Origin of the sequence: Stenotrophomonas sp. HMSC10F06 (genome assembly GCF_001807865.1) — a bacterium.
GTDB classification, from domain to species: Bacteria; Pseudomonadota; Gammaproteobacteria; order Xanthomonadales; family Xanthomonadaceae; genus Stenotrophomonas; species Stenotrophomonas bentonitica_A.
Genome location: NZ_KV791267.1, coordinates 262,721 through 280,995 on the forward strand (window position 1 = coordinate 262,721; position 18,275 = coordinate 280,995).

Here is an 18,275-nt window from a genome sequence, read left to right on the forward strand (position 1 = left end):
TTTCGCCCACAAGGGCATCGCGCCCCACGTGTCCAGGCCACCGGCGTTGCATGGAGAGCACCGGTTTTCCTTTTGCATACCGCGAGCCGGAGCTCCGTAGCGACCGGTAGGCCCCTGGGCAAAATCAAGGAGGAGGCCGTCGCCGCCAGGCGGCGGCCGGGGGACATTTGCCGAGGGGCCTACCGGTCGCTACGGGGCCCTCACGGTCGCGAACAAAAAAAGGCCAGCGCGAACGCTGGCCTTCCGATATCCACACCGGTGACGCTTACTTGTTCTCGGCATCACCCGGGGTGAAGTGCGGCATCGCCGCAGCGGCGCCTTCCTTCTCGGTCGAACGACCGGCGAACTGGTTGGCGAACCGCACGTGACGGGCGAAGGCCGCCTCCGGGTCCTGCGCGATCGAGGCGACCAGGGCGCCGTTGAACGCATCGCCGGCACCGGTGGTGTCCAGCACCTGCACCTGCTCGGCGCCCACGCGGTAATACGGCTGGGTATCGCCACGCAGGTTCTCTTCGGCGTGCGAGACGAACACACCCACCGAACCCAGCGTCACCACCACGGTGCCGTTGCCGACCAGCTTGCGGCACAGCGCATGCAGGCTGGCGCCATCCAGCGCGGCGACATCGTTGGCATCCACGCGCTCGCCGACATGACGGCCGAGCAGGGCGGTGAACTCGGTCTCGTTCGGGGTCAGCACATCGGCCAGCTTGAGCAGGCCGATGCTGGAGGGCGCATCGGCAGGCGCGACGTTGAGCACGGTGGTGGCACCGGCCTCGCGTGCGATGGCCAGGGCCGCCTCGATCGTTTCCACCGGCGATTCCAGCTGCGCCAGCACCACCTTGGCACCGGCCAGCAGCGCACGCTGCTGGTCAACGAAACCCAGGCTCAACGCGGCGTTGGCGCCCGGGCCGATCACGATGGTGTTGCGGCCGCGGCTGTCGACATAGATGCCGCCGGTGCCGGTCGGCTCGCTGCTGGCCTCGGCGGTCAGCGCGAAACCGTCCTGCTCGGCCAGCCCGCGGGCCATCGCACCGCCGGCGTCATCGCCCAGCGCGCACAGGAACGTGGTCGGCGCGCCGGCACGGCGGGCGGCCACGGCCTGGTTGAAGCCCTTGCCGCCGGGACCGGTGCTGTAGCGGCCGGCAATGGTCGCACCCGGGGCCGGGAGCGACTCACAACGCCAGACATGATCCACATTGAAGGAACCGATTACGACGACACTGCTACTCATAAAGACTGTTTCTCAGGGAACGGATATCAGCTGAAATGCGTCAGCACGCCGGCGATGGTCGCCGTCATGAAGGTGGCAATGGTACCGCCCAGCACCGCACGCAGGCCGAACTTGGCCAGATCGTGGCGGCGCTCCGGTGCCAGACCACCAATACCACCGATCTGGATCGCGATGGAGCTGAAGTTGGCAAAACCGCACAGCGCGTAGGTGGCGATCAGGCGGCCCTCGTCGGAGAGCACCATGCCCGGCACCTGGCCGTTGACGATCTTGGACAGCTCCGAGTACGCCACGAACTCGTTGATCACGACCTTCTGGCCGATCAGCGAGCCGACCGTGGTGGCATCGGCCCACGGGGTACCGATCACCCAGGCGATCGGGGCCAGCAGGTAGCCGAACAGGGTGGACAGGTCGGTCGGGCGGCCGATGATCGCGGCCAGGCCGGTCACGTCACCCAGCCAGGTCAGCGGGGCGTTCAGCAGCGCGATCAGCGCGATGAAGGCCAGCAGCATCGCACCGATGTTCAGCGCCAGCTTCAGGCCGTCGCCGGCACCGGCCGCGGCGGCGTCGATGATGTTGCTGGAGGTCTTCTCCACTTCCATCTTGACCGTGCCGCGGGTCAGCGGGGTGCCGGTTTCGGGCACCAGCAGCTTGGCCACCACCAGGGTCGCCGGGGCGGCCATGATGCTCGCCGCCAGCAGATGCTTGGCGTAGAAGGCCTGCTGGGCCGGATCGCTGCCGCCGAGCATGCCCACGTAGGCGGCCAGCACGCCGCCGGCGATGTGCGCCATGCCGCCGATCATCATCGTGATCAGCTCGGACTGGGTCATCTTGGCGATGTACGGGCGCACCGTCAGCGGTGCTTCGGTCTGGCCGATGAAGACGCTGGCGCAGACGCTGGTGGTTTCCGCACCGGACACGCGCATGATCTTGGTGATCGCCCAGGCCATCGCACGCACGATCGTCTGCATCACGTTGAGGTGGTACATGACCCCCATCAGCGCCGAGAAGAAGATGATGGTCGGCAACACCTGGAAGGCGAAGATGAAACCGAACTGCTCGGTGTTCATCAGGCTGCCGAAGATGAAGCCCGAGCCCTCGTTGACGAAGCTCAGGATCTTGACGAAGCCCTTGCCCAGCGCATCGAACACATCACGGCCACCCGGCACCAGCAGCACCACCGCCGCGAAGGCGATCTGCAGTGCGATACCGGTGACCACCAGGCGCCAGTCGACGGCCCGCTTGTTGTTCGAGAACAACCAGGCAATGCCGATCAGCACTGCCAACCCGAACAGGCCGAAGCCAATCCTGCCCAAACCTTCGACCATGAGACTTCCCTTGGGGCGCCGCGAAAAACGGGAAGCCTAGAGCAGCGGCAAGGGCGGGGCAAGGAAAAGCAGCGTCTGCGAGCCGATCGGTCGTGATCGGGCCTGTATCGACAAGGCATGGCTGGCTTGGCGCGTGGTGTGTCACGGGCCGTGAGATCGCCGCGGCCGGCCTGCGCGCGCTGCGCGCCACCCTCTACACTTACCGGCATCGATCCGGCCCGGTTGCGGGCCCGCAGCAGGAGAATCACATGCTCTATCGCCGTCTTGGCTCCACCGGCCTGAAGCTTTCGGCCCTGTCCTTCGGGGCCTGGGTGACCTTCGGCGACCAGATCGGCCGCGATGAGGCCCGCAAGCTGATCGCCACCGCCTGGGATGCCGGGGTCAACTTCTTCGACAACGCCGAGGGCTATGCCCGCGGCCGCGCCGAGCAGGTGATGGGAGATGTGATCGCCGACCTGCGCCTGCCCCGTGATGGCTTCTGTGTCTCCAGCAAGGTGTTCTTCGGGGCGGTCGACGACCCGCGCCCGACCCAGCAGGGCCTGTCGCGCAAACACGTCACCGACGCCTGCCACGCCGCGCTCAAGCGCCTGCGGGTGGACTATCTGGACCTGTACTACTGCCATCGTCCGGATCCGGACACCCCGATCGCCGAGACCGTACAGGCCATGGATACCCTGATCCGCCAGGGCAAGGTGCTGTATTGGGGCACGTCGGAATGGTCGGCCGCGCAGATCCAGGAAGCGGTCGATATCGCCCGTGCACGCCATCTGCATGCCCCGTCGATGGAGCAGCCGCAGTACAACCTGCTGCACCGCGAGCGGGTCGAGCGCGAGTACGCGCCGCTGTATGCCGAGGCGGGGCTGGGCACCACGATCTGGTCGCCGCTGGCCTCGGGCCTGCTCACTGGCAAGTACAACGCCGGCGTCGACCCGCAGTCGCGGCTGGGCCAGGAACAGCTGGGCTGGTTGAAGGCGCAGGTGCTCGAGGATGGCAGCGACCGCCTGGAGCGGGTCCGCCGCTATACCGCGCTGGCCGCGCAGCTGGGGGTCTCCCCGGCGCAACTGGCGATCGCCTGGTGCCTGCGCAATCCCAACGTGTCCAGCGTGATCCTCGGCGCGAGCCGGGTCAGCCAGCTGGAAGAGAACCTGGGCGCACTGGCGCTGTTCGAGCAGCTCGATGAAAGCGTCTGGCAGCAGGTGGACGCGGTCTTTGGTTGATCGATCGGTTGGGAAGCAGGGGCGCCGGCCAGCGGCCGGCACTATCGATCCCTGTTCGACAGGGACTTAGAGCTACCCGACCGGTGGAAGCTCGTGCCGGCCGCTGGTCGGCTCCGCAATCCCGTTGAGCGGCACACTTCTCCGCTGTGCCATTGACAAAATCTATTGATAGATGAATTTCGATCATTAATGCCATCTATCAAATTGAGAATGGTTGTTGATTGTCAACTGAGAATCATTATCATTTGACTCGCCCCTCGCAACGAGTCCAGACGATGAACACTCAAGCTGCTGTACTGCTGCGCCCCGAAACGCTGACCCTCCGCGACCGTCCGGTCCGCGTGGTCCCGCCCGAAGAAGTGATCGACAGCGAAGCCCTGCTCAAGGGCCGCCGTGAAATCCTGATCCAGCACGGCGACCGCTTCTATCGCTTGCGCCATACCAGCAACGACAAGTTGATCCTGACCAAGTAACGGCGCTGCCTCCCCCGCGGGGAGGCACCGATGACCGCGTGGCTACGCGATCCGTGCCTTCCCTGGGCAGGCCGTTATCCCAGCTCTCTCCCCCTCGACACCCCGCCGTCGGCTCCGGCCCGCGGCGTGGGTCGAGGGTCTCCCCCGCAACCGCCGATTGCAGGTAGATCCCATGAGCCGCGCCCTTTCCGTCGGCCGCCCACCGGGCCGCCATCCCATCGCCGGCCTGCCATCGGCCGCACAGCTGGCCTCACTGGGCACCGTGCTGTGCCTGTACCGCCCGGACAGCAGTGAACTCGGCGGTTGGAAGCACGCCGTGTCTGCCCACGCCTGCCAGGGCATGGACAGCGAAGGCATCCGCGAAAGCCTGTGCTTCGTCGATGCCCGCGGCCGCTGCTGCTGGCGGCTGTACCTGCTGCCGGACAGCGATTTCCTCGCCTGGGACCGCCTGGTTTCCGCCTTCCCCGCACGCCCCGAGCCGGTCAACGACGCCGGCGTCGCCGAGCGCCTGTGGCGGCGCCTGGCCGTGCGCCTGGGCAACGACGCCTGGCGCATGTGCGCACTGCGCCTTCAGGTCGGCGAAGGCCGCGAACTCGCCGCCAGCCTGGCCTCGTTGTCGGCCCTGGGGGCGACCACCGCACGCCGGATCGGGCACGTCGAAGGGGCCGAAGGTGAGCTCTGGGTCGACGACTGCTGCTGCGCCACCGCCGCTCGCCGCGGCGGTGCGTGGGCAGCCGACGGCATGCCGGTGATCCAGCTGTAATCTGAAACGACGGGCCGGCCCGGCGACGATGCCGCGGCATCGCAGCTGTGACCGACGCGCAGCCGGTAGCGACCCGAATGCGGGCGTCGCCCTCATTCCTTGAACATCAGGAATGCCGCTACCAGGATCAGCCCGAACGCGGCCCAGTGGTTCCACTTCAGCGGCTGATCCAGGTAGAACGCCGAGAAGGCCGCGAACACCACCAGGGTGATCACCTCCTGCATGCCCTTCAGCTGCGGCGCCGAATACACCGCACTGCCCAGGCGGTTGCCCGGTACCTGCAGGCAGTACTCGAAAAACGCGATGCCCCAGCTGACCAGGATCACCGTCATCAACGGCGCACTCTTGTACTTCAGATGCCCGTACCAGGCGAAGGTCATGAAAATGTTGCTGCCCAGCAGCAGCAGTACGGGATACAGATAGGCAGTGAACGGGGTGCCGGGCATCCGGGCGATCTCAGGGGGGCAGGGGCGTGCAGCATACCGAGGCACGCCCCGTGCCCGTGTCATCGCCGCGTGCTCATGCCTCCCGCAGGGCCAGCGCCGGCGGGGTATGCAGGATCCGCCGCGTGCCCCACCAGCCGGCCAGCATGCTCAACAGCACGCCCAGCCCACCGCCAAGCAGCAACGGCCCCCAGGGCGGACTCAGCGTCAACTCGAACACCTGCCGCGCCACCACGCTGCCCAGCAGCGCCGCCGTGCCCACCGCGAGCAACGCCGACAACAGGCCCAGCGCCCCGAACTCGACCAGCACCGCGCCCCGCAGCTGGCGGCGCGTGGCCCCCAGCGTGCGCAGCACCGCACTGTCATAGCGGCGCTCGCCGGCCGTGGCCTGCAATGCCGCCAGCAGCACCAGTAGGCCGGCCAGCAGACTGAAGCCCATGACCAGCTGCACCGCCTGCGTCACCCGGTTGATCACCTCGCGCACGCGCTCGAGGATACCGTCGATGTCCAGCAGCGAAATATTGGGGTACGCCCGGGTCAGCCCGGCCAGCGCCGGTGCCTGCGCGCGCGGCAGGTGGAAAGCGGTGATCAGGTTGTAGGGGGCATCGGCCACCGCGCCTTCGTTGAGCAGCAGGAAGAAATTGACCCGGAACGAATCCCAGTCCGCCTTGCGGATGCTGGTGACCGTGAAGCTGCGCTCCTGATCGCCCATCTGCAGCGTGACCGTGTCGCCCAGCTTCATCCCGTAACGCTCGGCCCAGCCCTGTTCGATCGAGGCTTCCGCCGCGGTACTGCCGGCCTTCCAGAAGGTTCCGCCGAGCAGCGTGTTGGCCGGCGGGAAATCATGCCGCCACGAGAAGTTGACCGGGCGGTTGGCATCGTCGTCCTCGTTGCTGTTGTCCTCGCGCGCCTGCCGCTGCGGCGGACGCGCGTTGACCGCCAGCAGGCGACCGGTACTGAACGGCTCGATGCCCGGCGAGACGACGCCCAGCCCGGCCAGGGTCGAGAGCACCGCATCGCGCTGCTCCGGCTGGATGTTCATCAGGAAGTAGTTCGGCGTATCGGTCGGCAGGCGGTCGCGCCACTGCGCCAACAACCCCGGGCCGATCACCGACAGCAGCAGCAGCGAACACAGCGACAGCGACAGGCCGACCAGCTGCATCACCGCCAGGCCGCGCCGCCGCGTCAGCGAGGCCAGGCCCAGTTTCCAGCGCCCGCGCAGGCGCGGTTGCACGCCACGCAGCAGCCACAGCAGCAGCGCACCGAGCGCACCGGCCAGTGCCGCCAGCGCGGCCAGCCCGCCCAGCACCCACGCAGCCAGCTTGACGTCGCCGGTGGCCTGCACCGTGAGCGCGACGGTGGCCGCCAGCGCGGCCGCATAGACCAGCATGGAACTCGGCGGCAACGCCGCGAAGCTGCGGTTGAGCACGCGCATCGGCGGCACGCTGCGCAGGCGCAGCAACGGCGGCAGGCCAAAGCCGAGCAGCAGCACCAGGCCGATGCCCGCACCACTCAGTGCCGGTGTGGCCTGCGGCAGCGGCAGGCGGTTCGGAATCAATCCCCCCAGCCCCTGCACCAGCCCGGCCTGCGCCGCCATGCCCAAGCCGATGCCGACCAGACAGGCCGGCACCGCCAGCATCACCAGCTGCAGCGCCATTGCCGTGAGGATGTCGCGCTGGCGCGCGCCCAGGCAGCGCAGGATGGCCACCTGATCGATGCGGCGCATCGCGAAGCGGTTGGCGGCCAGCGCGGTGGCGACACCGGCCAACAACACCGCCAACAGCGCAGCCAGCGACAGGAAGCGACCGGCCAGATCAAATGCACCGCGCACACCACGCTGGGCATCGGGGATGCCGACAATGCGGTAGCCCTTGGCCTGCGGCGTCAGCCATTCGCGGAAGGCTTCGATCTTCGCCGGCTCACCGGCGAACATCATCCGGTACGACGCGCGGCTGCCCGGCCCCAGCAGGCCAGCACGGTCCACATCGACGCGGTTGACCAGCAATGGCGGCGACAGCTGCATCAGCTCACCGGAGGTGTCCGGCTCGGCCTGCAGCACGCGCGTCACCGTCAACGTGCCTGCGCCAAATTCCAGTGCATCGCCCACCTGCAGGCCAAGCGCCTGCATCAGCCGCGGATCGGCATACGCCTCGCCTGGCGGCGGCGTTCCTGCGGTGTCGCTGGCGTTGTCATGCAGGCTGCGGCTGACCCGCAGTTCGCCACGCAGCGGATAGCCATCGGCGACCGCCTTGATGTTGGCCATCTGGCTGTCATCGCCATGGAACAGCACGCTGGGGAAGCTGACCATGCGCGTGTTGGCCAGGCCGCGCTCGCGCGCTGCATCGGCGAAGGTCTGCGGGATGTCTTCCCGGCCGCTCAGGCCAAGGTCGCCGCCAAGCATCTCCGCCGCGCTGCTGGTCAGTGCCAGGGTCACGCGGTTGACCAATGTCCCGACGGCGGTCATCACCGCCACGCCCAATACCAGCGCGGCGAATACGGTCAGCAGATCGCCGGCCAGGAACTCGCGTCGCAGCGCACGCGCCGCGTGGCGCACGACGTTCATGCGCCCACGCCGGCAACGGTATCGGCCAGGCGGCCACCGTCGAGCTGGTAGATGCGCTCGCAGCGCTGGGCCAGGCGCAGGTCATGGGTGACCAGCACCAGGGTGGTATCACTGGTGGCATTGAGCGCGAACAGCAGGTCGCTGATCTGCTGCCCGGTGGCCTGGTCCAGGCTGCCGGTGGGCTCATCGGCGAACAGGATGCGCGGCCGTGCCACGAAGGCGCGGGCGAGCGCCACACGCTGCTGCTCGCCACCGGAAAGCTGGCGCGGGTAGTGACGCGCACGGTGGCCCAGGCCGACCTGCTCCAGCACCTCGCGTACGCGCGCGGCATCCTCGCGGCCGGCCAGCTCCAGCGGCAGCGCGATGTTCTCTTCGGCGGTCAGGGCCGGCAGCAGATGGAAACTCTGGAAGACGAAACCCACTTCGCGCGCGCGCAGCTGCGCGCGGGCTTCCTCATCGAGCGTGTTGAGATCGGCACCGGCCAGCGCGATGCTGCCGTGGCTCGGCAGGTCCAGCCCGGCGAGCAGGCCGAGCAGGGTGGTCTTGCCCGAACCTGAAGCGCCGACGATGGCCACGCTCTCGCCTTCATGGACGGTCATGTCAATGTTGTCCAGTATGTGGACTTCACCCTCCGGGCCACGTGCGGACTTGCCCACGTTGTGGGCGGCGATGGCGACGGGCGCGCTGCGGGGGGACAGGCTGTCGATGAGGATTCTCCAATGAACCAAGCAAGTGGAAAGGGCCGTGCGGCCCCGATGGGCTGGCTGCTGGCATGGTTGCTGCTGATGCCGATGCTGGCCTGTGCCAAAGGTCCGGACACCCGTGCAGCGGTGCTGGTGGTCGGCGACAGCCTCAGTGCCGCCCACAATATCCCGGCCGCGTCGGGCTGGGTAAACCTGCTTCAGCAGCGGGTCAAACAACAGATCACGCCGCCGCCGGCGATCATCAATGCCAGCATCAGTGGCGAAACCACCGCCGGCGCGCTGACCCGCCTGCCGGGCCTGCTGGAGAAGCACCGGCCTTCGGTGGTGGTGATCGAGCTGGGTGGCAACGATGCGCTGCGCGGGCTCACTCCGGCCCAGCTGCGCGGCAATCTGGAAAAGATGATCGTGGCCAGCCAGAAGGCCGGCGCCAAGGTGCTGCTGCTGGGCATCGACGTGCCGCCCAACTACGGCCCGGCCTACCGCCAGCGCCTGCGCCAGACCTATGCGGAGCTGGCCCGGCAGTACGAGGTGCCGCTGCTGCCGTTCCTGCTGGAAGGCGTGGCGCTGAAGCCCAACCTGATGCAGGCCGACGGGCTGCACCCCACCGCAGCTGCGCAGCCGCAGGTGCTGGACAACGTCTGGCCGCTGCTCAAACCCCTGCTTTGATCGGTGTGTGAGGAACTTCACGCCGCGTCCACTGGCGATGCGGCATGTTTCACAAAGCTGAAGAAAGAGGGAATCCCATGCGTCAGACAAAGGAGACCTCCGGCCTGGTGCTGGTGGTCGAAGACAACCGTAATATTTCCGAGATGATCGGCGAGTACCTGGAAGGGCGCGGCTTTGAAGTCGACTACGCCCAGGATGGGCTGGACGGTTATCGTCTGGCGGCCGAGAACAGCTACGACGTGGTCGTGCTGGACCTGATGCTGCCGCGTCTGGACGGCATCGAGGTCTGTCGCCGCCTGCGCAACGACGCCCGCAAGTCGACGCCGGTGCTGATGTTGACCGCGCGCGACACGCTGGACGACAAGCTCACCGGCCTGGGGTTCGGCGCCGATGACTACCTGACCAAGCCGTTCGCGATCCAGGAACTGGAAGCCCGCCTGCGCGCGCTGATCCGCCGCGAGCGTCGCCAGGTCGGCTCGGAAGTGCTCAAGGTCGCCGACCTCGTGCTCGATCCGGTCAGCATGCGCGCCACCCGTGCCGGGACCGAACTGCAGCTCTCGCCGATCGGCCTGCGCCTGCTGACGATCCTCATGCGCGAATCGCCGCGTGTGGTGACCCGCCAGGAAATCGAACGCGAGATCTGGGGCAATGGCCTGCCCGACTCGGACACCCTGCGCAGCCATCTGTACAACCTGCGCAAGATCATCGACAAGCCGTTCGACCGCCCGCTGCTGCACACGGTGCAGAGTGCCGGTTACCGCATTGCCGATATCGCCCAGCCGATGAGCTGACAGGGGATCCATCGCCGCTCGGCCACCTGCCGGTGAGCTGGGCGGCGATCCTCCGGCACCCTCTGGAGCATGACGGCCCGGCGCTTGCCGGGCCGTTGTCATGGTTTGCACGATGGAATCACGGCAAGCTTTCCTATAATCGCCGCGAACCGCCCTGGACCCCGTAATGCCGCACGGTCTGCCGCGCAAGATCCGCATCGTCTTCATCCTCCAAGCCGTGCTCGCCAGCCTGGGCATCCTGCTGGGCGCATGGCTGGTGTCGTTGGTGATCAAGCACAGCCTGGTCAGCAGCGCGCTGCAGGAAGAGGCCAGCTATTACTGGCAATTGCACGAGGCCTCGCCGGTGCAGCCGCCGCCCAACACCCAGAACATCCGCGGGTATCTGCTCGAGACCGGGCAGTCGCCGCTGAGCCTGCCAGCCAACCTTCGCACGCTCCCTCCCGGCTTCCACGAGCTCAAGGACGACGACCAGCTGGTGCTGGTCGATGCGCGTCCGGAAGGCCGCCTGTACCTGGTGTTCCTGCGCTCGCGCGCGGAGATGCTGGCGTTCTGGTTCGGCGTGGTGCCGGTGCTGCTGACCCTGCTGGCCGTCTATGGCGCCTCCTGGATCACCTACCGCGCCTCCAAACGCCTGGTCTCGCCGGTCAACTGGCTGGCCAGGCGCGTGTCGCGCTGGGATCCCGGGCACCCGGAGGCGGCCGATCTGGCGCCGGCCAAACTGCCGGCCGACATGCAGGGCGAGACCCGCCAGCTGGCCGCCGCGCTGCACTCGTTGGCGACCAAGGTCACCGCGCACGTCGCGCGCGAACGCAACTTCACCCGCGATGCCAGCCACGAGCTGCGCACCCCGCTCACCGTGATCCGCGTGGCCAGCGACATGGCACTGGGCGACCAGGACATGACGCCACGCCTGCGCCGTGGCCTGCAGCGCATCCAGCGCGCCGGGCGTGACATGGAAGCGGTGATCGATGCCTTCCTGATCCTGGCCCGCGAGGCCGATGTCGAGCCGCAGGTCGAGCTGTTCGACGTCAATGAGATCGTCCGCTACGAGGTCGACAACGCCCGCGAGCTGATCGCCGGGCGACCGGTCGAGATCCACCTGCACAGCCACGGCCCGGTGATGCTGCACGCCCCGCCGCGGGTACTGCAGGTGGTGGTCAGCAACCTGCTGCGCAACGCCTGCAGTTACACCGACGAAGGCCGGATCGATGTCGATGTCGAAGACGACCGGGTGGTCGTGCGCGATACCGGCATCGGCATGTCGCCCGAAGCGCTCAGCCGCGCGTTCGAGCCGTTCTACCGTGCCGAACCCAGCCGCCCGCAGGGCACCGGGCTGGGGCTGTCGATCGTGCGCCGGCTGTGCGACCGCTTCGGCTGGAAGATCGGCCTGAGCAGTGCGCCCGGGCAGGGCACCCAGGCCACGATCCACTACCGTTGAGTCGGGGAGGCGTGGCGCCTCCCCGCCTGGTTCAGTCGCACTGCACCTTGGGCGCCAGCGCCTTGCGCCAGATCGCATAGCCTTCCCGGGTCATGTGCAGCATGTCCTCGCGGAACAGTGCGGCGCGTGGCTGGCCATCGGCACCGAGCATCGGCGTGTAGACATCGGTGTAGCCGGTGTTGGGCAGCGAGGCCAGGGCCTTCTGGATCAAGCCGTTGGCTTCCACCACCGCGGGCAGCAGGTTCGCGCGCGACGGGCTGGGCTTGATCGAGATGATCTCCACCGTCGTCTTGGGCAGGTCGCGGTGCACGCGCTGCACGAAGGCCACCACGTCATCGCGGACCTGGGCCGGGCTGCGGCCGCTGTTGAGGTCGTTGTCGCCGGCGTAGAAGAACACCTTGCACGGCGCATACGGGATCACGATGCGGTCGGCATACCAGGTGCTGTCGCGCACTTCCGAGCCGCCGAAGCCGCGGTTGAACACCGGCTGGCCCGGGAAATCGGTGGCCAGGCTCTCCCACATGCGTACCGAGGAGCTGCCGATGAACTCGATGCCGCCGCGCGGCGGTGGGCTGGCCGCGTCCTGCGCCGCGAACTGCGCCATGTCGCCGGCCCACGCCACGTTGGAGACCTGGGTCGGCACCTGCGGTGCGGCAGGGGCGGGGGAGCGCGCCAGCGCGGGCAGGGCGGCCCCCAGGGCAAGAGCGAGCAGAAGGGGGCGGGCACGACGGTGCAGCATGGACAACTCCTGTGGTGGGGCGCCTGGGGCGCCCGGACGGGTAGACGTTCATCATAGAAGTTGCGGCCCGGCCGCGCTTTACCACGGACGGGCGTTGGCCGCCTTCGACAATGCCCCGACCCGCTTATGGCAAAATGAGGGATTGCCTGCCCCATTCAGCGATGCCCATGACTGTCTGCCGTGTGCTGTTCCTGCCGTTCCGGCGTGCGTTGCCGACCGGGGTGCCTGCCCATGGCCGATGAAATCGGCCACCTGCCGCGCGGCCCCAAGCGCATCTTCAAGGCCGCGGTGTGGTCCTGGCAGGGGTTGCGTGCAGCCTGGCTGCACGAGTCCTCGTTCCGGCTGGAGGTCTACCTGCTGATCGTGCTCGCGCCGCTGGCACTCTGGCTCGGCCAGACCCCGGTGGAACGCGCGCTGATGATCGGCTCGGTGCTGCTGGTGCTGGCCATGGAACTGGCCAATTCGGCGATCGAGGCGGTGATCGAGCGCTACGGCGCGGAGTTCCACGAGCTCGCCGGTCGCGCCAAGGACATGGGCTCGGCCGCGGTCTTCGTGCTGATGATGAACGTACTGGTGTGCTGGGTCCTGATCCTGCTGCCGCAGATCCTCTGACGTAACACCTCTGACGCGTTACGCGCGTCATCCCCCCTGTAAGGATGGAAGTCCATGTTCCTTGAGTTGTTGTCCGACCCCAATGTCTGGTTGACCCTGTTCACGCTGAGCGCGCTGGAAATCGTGCTGGGCATCGACAACCTGGTCTTCATCTCGATCGCGGTGAGCAAGCTGCCCGAAGCGCGCCGCCCGTTCGCGCGCAAACTCGGCATCGCGGTGGCCTGCATCACCCGCATCCTGCTGCTGGTCTCGCTGGCCTACCTGGCCCACATGGAAGCGAACCTGTTCACCATCGCCGGCATGGGCATCTCCATCCGCGATCTGGTGCTGATCCTCGGTGGCCTGTTCCTGATCATCAAGGGCACCATGGAGATCCGCGAGCTGATCACCGGCGGCGAAGACGAAGACCCGACCACCACCAAGGCCTCGGCCGTGTTCGGCATGGTGATCGCGCAGATCGCCGTGATCGACATCGTGTTCTCGCTGGACTCGGTGATCACCGCCGTCGGCATCGCCGACCACATCCCGGTGATGGTCGCCGCGATCCTGCTGTCGGTGGCCGTCATGCTGCTGGCCGCCAACCCGCTGGGCCGCTTCATCGACGCCAACCCGACCGTGAAGATGCTGGCCCTGGCCTTCATCCTGCTGATCGGCGTGGTGCTGATCCTGGACGGCCTGGGCGTGCACGTGCCCAAGCCCTACATCTATGCCGCGATGGGCTTCTCGGTGCTGGTGGAATGGCTGAACCTGCTGATGCGCCGCCGCGCCGTGGCGCACAACGTGCCGGGTGCCGGCAACTGGTAAGGGGGTAGGTGCCGACCTTTGGTCGATACCCACATCCGCTTTACCCGGAACATGGCATGCTCCGGATCCCGTTCATCGAGATCCGGAGCCGGCCATGCGATCGTTCTCCCGTTTGTTGTGCCTGGCCGTGCTGGCCTCCCTGTTGTCCGGTTGCGGCTACAACGCCATCCAGCAGAAGGATGAGCAGGTCAAGGCGGGCTGGGCCGAGGTGCTCAACCAGTACAAGCGCCGCGCCGATCTGATCCCCAACCTGGTGCAGACCGTGGAAGGCTATGCCAACCAGGAACGCCAGGTCCTGACCGACGTCACCAACGCCCGTGCACGCGTGGGGCAGGTCAACGTCAACGCCGACGATGCCGACTCCCTCAAGCAGTTCCAGCAGGCCCAGGGCGAACTGAGCGGCGCGCTGTCACGCCTGCTGGTGGTCACCGAGAATTACCCGAACCTGAAGTCCGACCAGGGTTTCCGCGATCTGCAGGCGCAGCTGGAAGGCACCGAGAACCGGATCACCGTGGCGCGCGGCCGCTATATCCAGATGGTGCAGGACTACAACACCTACATCCGCCAGTTCCCGCAGGTGATCACTGCCAAGCTGTTCGGCTATGCGACCAAGCCGAACTTCACGGTGGAGAACGAAGCGCAGATCTCGCAGCCGCCGGCAGTCAAGTTCGGTTCGCAACAACCGGCCCCGGCGCCTGCGCCGCAGCCGCAGGCCCCGCAGCAGCAGCCACAGCCGGCGAACTGAGCCCGTGACCATGCGCCTGCTGCGCTGCCTGTTGCTGCTCTGCCTGGCGCTGGCGCTGCCTGCCTGGGCGCAGACCCAGGCGGCGATCCCGGCGATGTCCTCGCCGGTGGTGGATACCACCGGCACATTGGATGCGGCGCAGATCCAGGCGCTGGAGGCGCAGGCGCTGGCGTTGCAGCAGCGCAAGGGCAGCCAGCTGCAGATCCTGATGGTCCCGACCACCGCGCCGGAAACCATCGAGCAGTACACCCAGCGTGTGTTCGAGCAGTGGTCCATCGGCCGCAAGGGCGTGGACGACGGCGTGCTGCTGGTGGTGGCCAAGGACGACCGCCGGGTCCGCATCGAGCCGGGCTACGGCCTGGAAGGCGCGATCCCGGATGCGATCGCCAACCGGGTGATCCAGGAATACCTGGCCCCGCGGTTCCGCAGCAACGACTACGCCGGTGGCCTCACCGATGCCAGCGCTGCACTGGTCAAACTGATCGACGGCGAGGCCTTGCCCGCGCCGGTCAGCACGCATCGCGCCCAAGACGCCCCGGCGGGGGGCAACTGGACGATGGCGCTGGGCATCGGCCTGTTTGCCGGCCTGTTCCTGCGCGGCATCCTGGGCTGGCTGCCGCGACCGCTGCGCGCGCTGGCCAGCGGTGCCGGGGCCGGGGTGGCCGCGTTCCTGTTCACCTCGCTGGTGGTCGCCAGTGGCGCGGCCGCCGTGGTGGGCCTGCTGGTCGGCCTGACGTCGGCCGGTCGCGGCGGCGTGTTCGCGCGCAGTGGCGGCTGGGGTGGCGGTGGCTGGGGCGGTGGCGGCGGGTTCGGTGGTGGCGGTGGCTTCGGCGGCGGTGGTGGCTGGGGCGGTGGTGGTGGGCGTTCGGGAGGCGGTGGCGCCTCGGGAGGCTGGTGATGCGCTGGCTCCGGCACGTGTTTTCTCCTTCGGTGCGGCGCGCCTTCCCACCGGCACATCTGCAGGCGATCACCGATGCGATCAGCGCCGGCGAGCGGCGCCACGGTGGCCAGGTGATGTTCGCGGTGGAAGCGGATCTGCCGCTGGCCGCGTTGTGGCAGGGCGTCACGCCCCAACAGCGCGCCGAACATGCCTTCGCCCAACTGCGCACCTGGGATACCGAACACAACAACGGTGTACTGATCTACCTGCTGCTGGCCGACCATGCCATCGAGCTGGTCGCTGACCGCGGCCTGCGCGGGCGCATCGGCGAGGCGCAGTGGCAGGCGATCTGCGCGCACATGCAGCAGCGGCTGCGTGAGGGGGCCCTGCAGGCGGGCGTGCTGCTGGCGATCGAAGAGGTGTCGGACCTGCTGGCCGGGCACTATCCGCCCCTTCCGGGGTCACAGGATGACGGCCTGCCGGACACGCCGCAGATCCTGGGCTGAAGCCTGGCAATCACACGGTCGGGGCCGCCGCGAGGCCGCTCCCGGGCGGCGCTAGAATATCGGCATCCCTGCAAGGCGCCCTTCATGATCTATTTCCACGACATCGACCCCATCGCCATCTCGCTCGGGCCGATCAAGGTGCATTGGTACGGCATCATGTACCTGCTCGGCTTCACCGCTGCCTGGTGGCTGGGGCGCAAGCGGATCGCCGCCGGTCGCCTGCCCGGGGTCGATGCCAACGGCTTCTCCGATCTGCTGTTCTACGCGATGCTCGGCGTGGTTGTCGGTGGCCGCGTGGGCTACATGCTGTTCTACGCGACCGCCGAATTCCTGCACAACCCGCTGCTGTTGTTCAAAGTGTGGGACGGCGGCATGAGCTTCCATGGCGGCCTGCTCGGCGTGCTGTTCGCCTCGTGGTGGTGGTCGCGCAAGCACCGCCTGCACCTGTTCGACACCCTCGATTTCATGTCCCCGCTGGTGCCGCTGGGCCTGGGCTTCGGCCGCATCGGCAACTTCATCGGCGCCGAGCTGTGGGGCAAGTACACCGACGGCACCTGGGGCGTGGTGTTCCCGAGCGGCCTGCCGGCGCCGTTGAACGGTCTGGACCTGGCCACGCTCAAGGCCGAGTTCGCCACCGGCGCGCTCAACCAGTACGCGCGCCATCCTTCGCAGCTGTATGAAGCGCTGCTGGAAGGCCTGGTGATGTTCGTGGTGCTGTGGGCGGTCTCCGCCAAGCCGCGCCACCGCTATGTGATCGCCGGCCTGTTCGCGCTGATGTACGGCATCTTCCGCTTCGCAGTGGAGTTCGTGCGCATGCCCGACAACGGCGTCTACCTCGCCTTCGACTGGTTCACCCGTGGCCAGCTGCTCAGCCTGCCGCTGGTGGCGTTCGGCCTGGTCCTGCTGGCGCTGTCGCGTCGCGCGCCGGTGCTGCAGCCGGTGCTGCCGGTCGCCCCGGCAGGAGCCAAGGCATGAAGGCCTACCTGGCGCTGCTCGAGCACGTGCTGGAGCACGGCACGGAAAAATCCGACCGCACCGGCACCGGCACGCGCAGCGTGTTCGGCTGGCAGATGCGCTTCAACCTCAATGACGGCTTTCCGCTGGTCACCACCAAGAAACTGCACCTGCGCTCGATCATCCATGAGCTGCTGTGGTTCCTGAAGGGCGATACCAACATCGGGTACCTCAAGGACAACCAGGTGCGGATCTGGGACGAGTGGGCCGATGCCAACGGCGACCTCGGCCCGATCTACGGCAAGCAATGGCGCAGCTGGGCCACTGCCGATGGCGGCGCGATCGACCAGATGCAGTGGCTGGTGGACGAGATCAAGCGCAACCCCGATTCGCGCCGGCTGGTGGTCAGTGCTTGGAACGTGGGCGAGCTGTCGCAGATGGCGTTGATGCCGTGCCACAACCTGTTCCAGTTCTACGTGGTGGACGGCAAGCTCAGCTGCCAGCTCTACCAGCGCAGCGGCGACATCTTCCTGGGCGTGCCGTTCAACATCGCCAGCTACGCGCTGCTGACCCACATGGTGGCGCAGGCCACCGGGCTGGGCGTTGGCGATTTCGTGCACACGCTGGGTGACGCGCACCTGTATTCGAACCACTTCGAACAGGCCCGCGAGCAGCTGTCGCGTGAACCGCGCGCGCTGCCGACGCTGTGGTTGAACCCCGAGGTGAGCGATCTGTTCGGGTTCCAGTTCGAGGACATCCGCATCGACGGTTACGACCCGCACCCGGCGATCAAGGCTCCGGTGGCCGTGTGAGTGGCCCGCGCATGAAGCTCTCGTTGATCGCTGCGCTCGACACCGAGCACGGTATCGGTCGTGACAACGACCTGCCGTGGAAGCTGCCCGATGATCTCAAGCGCTTCAAGGCGCTGACCGTCGGCAAGCCGATCCTGATGGGGCGCAGGACCGCACAGTCGCTCGGTCGCGCCCTGCCGGGCCGCCTGAACCTGGTGCTGACCCGCAGTGGCCAGGTGCCGTTCGAGGGCATGCAGGCGGTGGCTTCGATCGAGCAGGCGCTGCAGGCTGCAGGCGATGCGGTCGCACAAGAGCTGTGCGTCATTGGTGGCGGCGAAATCTATCGCCTGGCCATGGACCAGGCCACCGATCTGCACCTGACCTGGGTGCACACCACCGTCCCGGCCGATACCCACTTCCCGCCGGTCGATCCGGCGCTATGGGTGGAAGTGGCGCGGGAACACCACGCGGCCGACGAGCGGCACGCGTTCGCGTTCGATTTCGTGGATTACCGCCGCGCCTGAGCCGGCGGTGCAGGCAGGCCGGTCGTGTTGACCGGCCTGCGGCTCAGTCCGCGTCGCTGGTGACGTCGCTGTGCTGCGGATGCGGTCGCGCGGGTGGCGGTCGATG

General features: G+C 67.6%; 20 protein-coding genes. 14 read left to right on the forward strand and 6 right to left on the reverse strand.

Annotation, left to right across the window (positions count from 1 at the left end):
* Nucleotides 1-265: 265 nt before the first annotated feature.
* A complete protein-coding gene (locus HMPREF3113_RS08375) occupies nucleotides 266-1,231 on the reverse strand; it encodes a ribokinase (RefSeq protein ID WP_070471745.1) in 966 nt (321 codons plus the stop codon).
* 26 nt (nucleotides 1,232-1,257) lie between these two features.
* Entirely contained in the window at nucleotides 1,258-2,556 is a 1,299-nt protein-coding gene (locus tag HMPREF3113_RS08380; RefSeq protein WP_019182450.1) for a NupC/NupG family nucleoside CNT transporter, read from the reverse strand.
* 248 nt (nucleotides 2,557-2,804) lie between these two features.
* On the opposite strand from HMPREF3113_RS08380, the gene HMPREF3113_RS08385 reads away from it, so the two are divergent.
* From HMPREF3113_RS08385 to HMPREF3113_RS08395, 3 genes are all read left to right on the forward strand, one after another.
* A complete protein-coding gene (locus tag HMPREF3113_RS08385; RefSeq protein ID WP_019182449.1) occupies nucleotides 2,805-3,773 on the forward strand; it encodes a potassium channel beta subunit family protein in 969 nt (322 codons plus the stop codon).
* A 275-nt stretch (nucleotides 3,774-4,048) separates the two neighbouring features.
* Nucleotides 4,049-4,246 carry a hemin uptake protein HemP gene (locus tag HMPREF3113_RS08390; protein ID WP_019182448.1) on the forward strand — a complete coding sequence of 66 codons (198 nt, stop codon included), beginning with the start codon at nucleotides 4,049-4,051 and terminating at the stop codon, nucleotides 4,244-4,246.
* A gap of 172 nt (nucleotides 4,247-4,418) precedes the next feature.
* Nucleotides 4,419-5,009, forward strand: coding sequence for a ChuX/HutX family heme-like substrate-binding protein (locus tag HMPREF3113_RS08395; RefSeq protein ID WP_019182447.1), 591 nt, complete (start codon nucleotides 4,419-4,421; stop codon nucleotides 5,007-5,009).
* Between the two features lie 92 nt (nucleotides 5,010-5,101).
* On the opposite strand, the gene HMPREF3113_RS08400 is transcribed toward HMPREF3113_RS08395, so the two are convergent.
* From HMPREF3113_RS08400 to HMPREF3113_RS08410, 3 genes are all read right to left on the reverse strand, one after another.
* A complete protein-coding gene (locus tag HMPREF3113_RS08400) occupies nucleotides 5,102-5,455 on the reverse strand; it encodes a DMT family protein (RefSeq protein WP_019182446.1) in 354 nt (117 codons plus the stop codon).
* 73 nt (nucleotides 5,456-5,528) lie between these two features.
* A complete protein-coding gene (locus tag HMPREF3113_RS08405; RefSeq protein ID WP_070471746.1) occupies nucleotides 5,529-8,015 on the reverse strand; it encodes an ABC transporter permease in 2,487 nt (828 codons plus the stop codon).
* Complete coding sequence (locus HMPREF3113_RS08410) at nucleotides 8,012-8,614, reverse strand: ABC transporter ATP-binding protein (RefSeq protein ID WP_026069657.1); 603 nt, start codon at nucleotides 8,612-8,614, stop codon at nucleotides 8,012-8,014. The genes HMPREF3113_RS08405 and HMPREF3113_RS08410 overlap by 4 nt, the downstream gene beginning before the upstream one ends.
* Nucleotides 8,615-8,734: 120 nt before the next feature.
* Between HMPREF3113_RS08410 and HMPREF3113_RS08415 the strand changes: the two genes are divergently transcribed.
* The 3 genes from HMPREF3113_RS08415 (at nucleotide 8,735) to HMPREF3113_RS08425 (ending at nucleotide 11,614) form a co-directional block, all read left to right on the forward strand.
* Nucleotides 8,735-9,385, forward strand: a complete 651-nt coding sequence (locus HMPREF3113_RS08415; protein WP_070426647.1) for an arylesterase — start codon at nucleotides 8,735-8,737, stop codon at nucleotides 9,383-9,385.
* Nucleotides 9,386-9,462: 77 nt separating this feature from the next.
* A complete protein-coding gene (locus HMPREF3113_RS08420) occupies nucleotides 9,463-10,176 on the forward strand; it encodes a response regulator transcription factor (protein WP_019182442.1) in 714 nt (237 codons plus the stop codon).
* 166 nt (nucleotides 10,177-10,342) lie between these two features.
* Entirely contained in the window at nucleotides 10,343-11,614 is a 1,272-nt protein-coding gene (locus HMPREF3113_RS08425; RefSeq protein WP_019182441.1) for a sensor histidine kinase, read from the forward strand.
* A 31-nt stretch (nucleotides 11,615-11,645) separates the two neighbouring features.
* On the opposite strand, the gene HMPREF3113_RS08430 is transcribed toward HMPREF3113_RS08425, so the two are convergent.
* The gene (locus HMPREF3113_RS08430; RefSeq protein WP_070471747.1) at nucleotides 11,646-12,353 is read right to left on the reverse strand and encodes an SGNH/GDSL hydrolase family protein; all 708 of its coding nucleotides are present in this window, start codon (nucleotides 12,351-12,353) and stop codon (nucleotides 11,646-11,648) included.
* A 231-nt stretch (nucleotides 12,354-12,584) separates the two neighbouring features.
* Here HMPREF3113_RS08430 and HMPREF3113_RS08435 point away from each other — a divergent pair, with 231 nt between their 5' ends.
* The 8 genes from HMPREF3113_RS08435 to HMPREF3113_RS08470 all read left to right on the forward strand — a co-directional run bounded on the left by HMPREF3113_RS08435 (nucleotide 12,585) and on the right by HMPREF3113_RS08470 (nucleotide 18,169).
* Nucleotides 12,585-12,965 carry a diacylglycerol kinase gene (locus tag HMPREF3113_RS08435; RefSeq protein WP_070471748.1) on the forward strand — a complete coding sequence of 127 codons (381 nt, stop codon included), beginning with the start codon at nucleotides 12,585-12,587 and terminating at the stop codon, nucleotides 12,963-12,965.
* Between the two features lie 54 nt (nucleotides 12,966-13,019).
* Nucleotides 13,020-13,769, forward strand: coding sequence for a TerC family protein (locus HMPREF3113_RS08440; protein WP_046273668.1), 750 nt, complete (start codon nucleotides 13,020-13,022; stop codon nucleotides 13,767-13,769).
* A 94-nt stretch (nucleotides 13,770-13,863) separates the two neighbouring features.
* A complete protein-coding gene (locus HMPREF3113_RS08445; protein WP_019182437.1) occupies nucleotides 13,864-14,514 on the forward strand; it encodes a LemA family protein in 651 nt (216 codons plus the stop codon).
* Between the two features lie 4 nt (nucleotides 14,515-14,518).
* Nucleotides 14,519-15,412 (forward strand): TPM domain-containing protein, encoded by an 894-nt coding sequence (locus HMPREF3113_RS08450; RefSeq protein ID WP_175440340.1) that lies wholly within the window; start codon nucleotides 14,519-14,521, stop codon nucleotides 15,410-15,412.
* Complete coding sequence (locus HMPREF3113_RS08455) at nucleotides 15,412-15,900, forward strand: TPM domain-containing protein (RefSeq protein WP_070426651.1); 489 nt, start codon at nucleotides 15,412-15,414, stop codon at nucleotides 15,898-15,900. Before HMPREF3113_RS08450 ends, HMPREF3113_RS08455 begins: the two co-directional genes overlap by 1 nt.
* Before the next feature lie 84 nt (nucleotides 15,901-15,984).
* Nucleotides 15,985-16,875: a prolipoprotein diacylglyceryl transferase gene (lgt, locus tag HMPREF3113_RS08460; RefSeq protein WP_019182434.1), complete on the forward strand. Its 891-nt coding sequence runs from the start codon at nucleotides 15,985-15,987 to the stop codon at nucleotides 16,873-16,875.
* Nucleotides 16,872-17,666: a thymidylate synthase gene (locus HMPREF3113_RS08465; protein WP_070471750.1), complete on the forward strand. Its 795-nt coding sequence runs from the start codon at nucleotides 16,872-16,874 to the stop codon at nucleotides 17,664-17,666. Before lgt ends, HMPREF3113_RS08465 begins: the two co-directional genes overlap by 4 nt.
* An 11-nt stretch (nucleotides 17,667-17,677) precedes the next feature.
* Nucleotides 17,678-18,169, forward strand: a complete 492-nt coding sequence (locus tag HMPREF3113_RS08470; RefSeq protein ID WP_070471751.1) for a dihydrofolate reductase — start codon at nucleotides 17,678-17,680, stop codon at nucleotides 18,167-18,169.
* Nucleotides 18,170-18,275 lie beyond the last annotated feature (106 nt).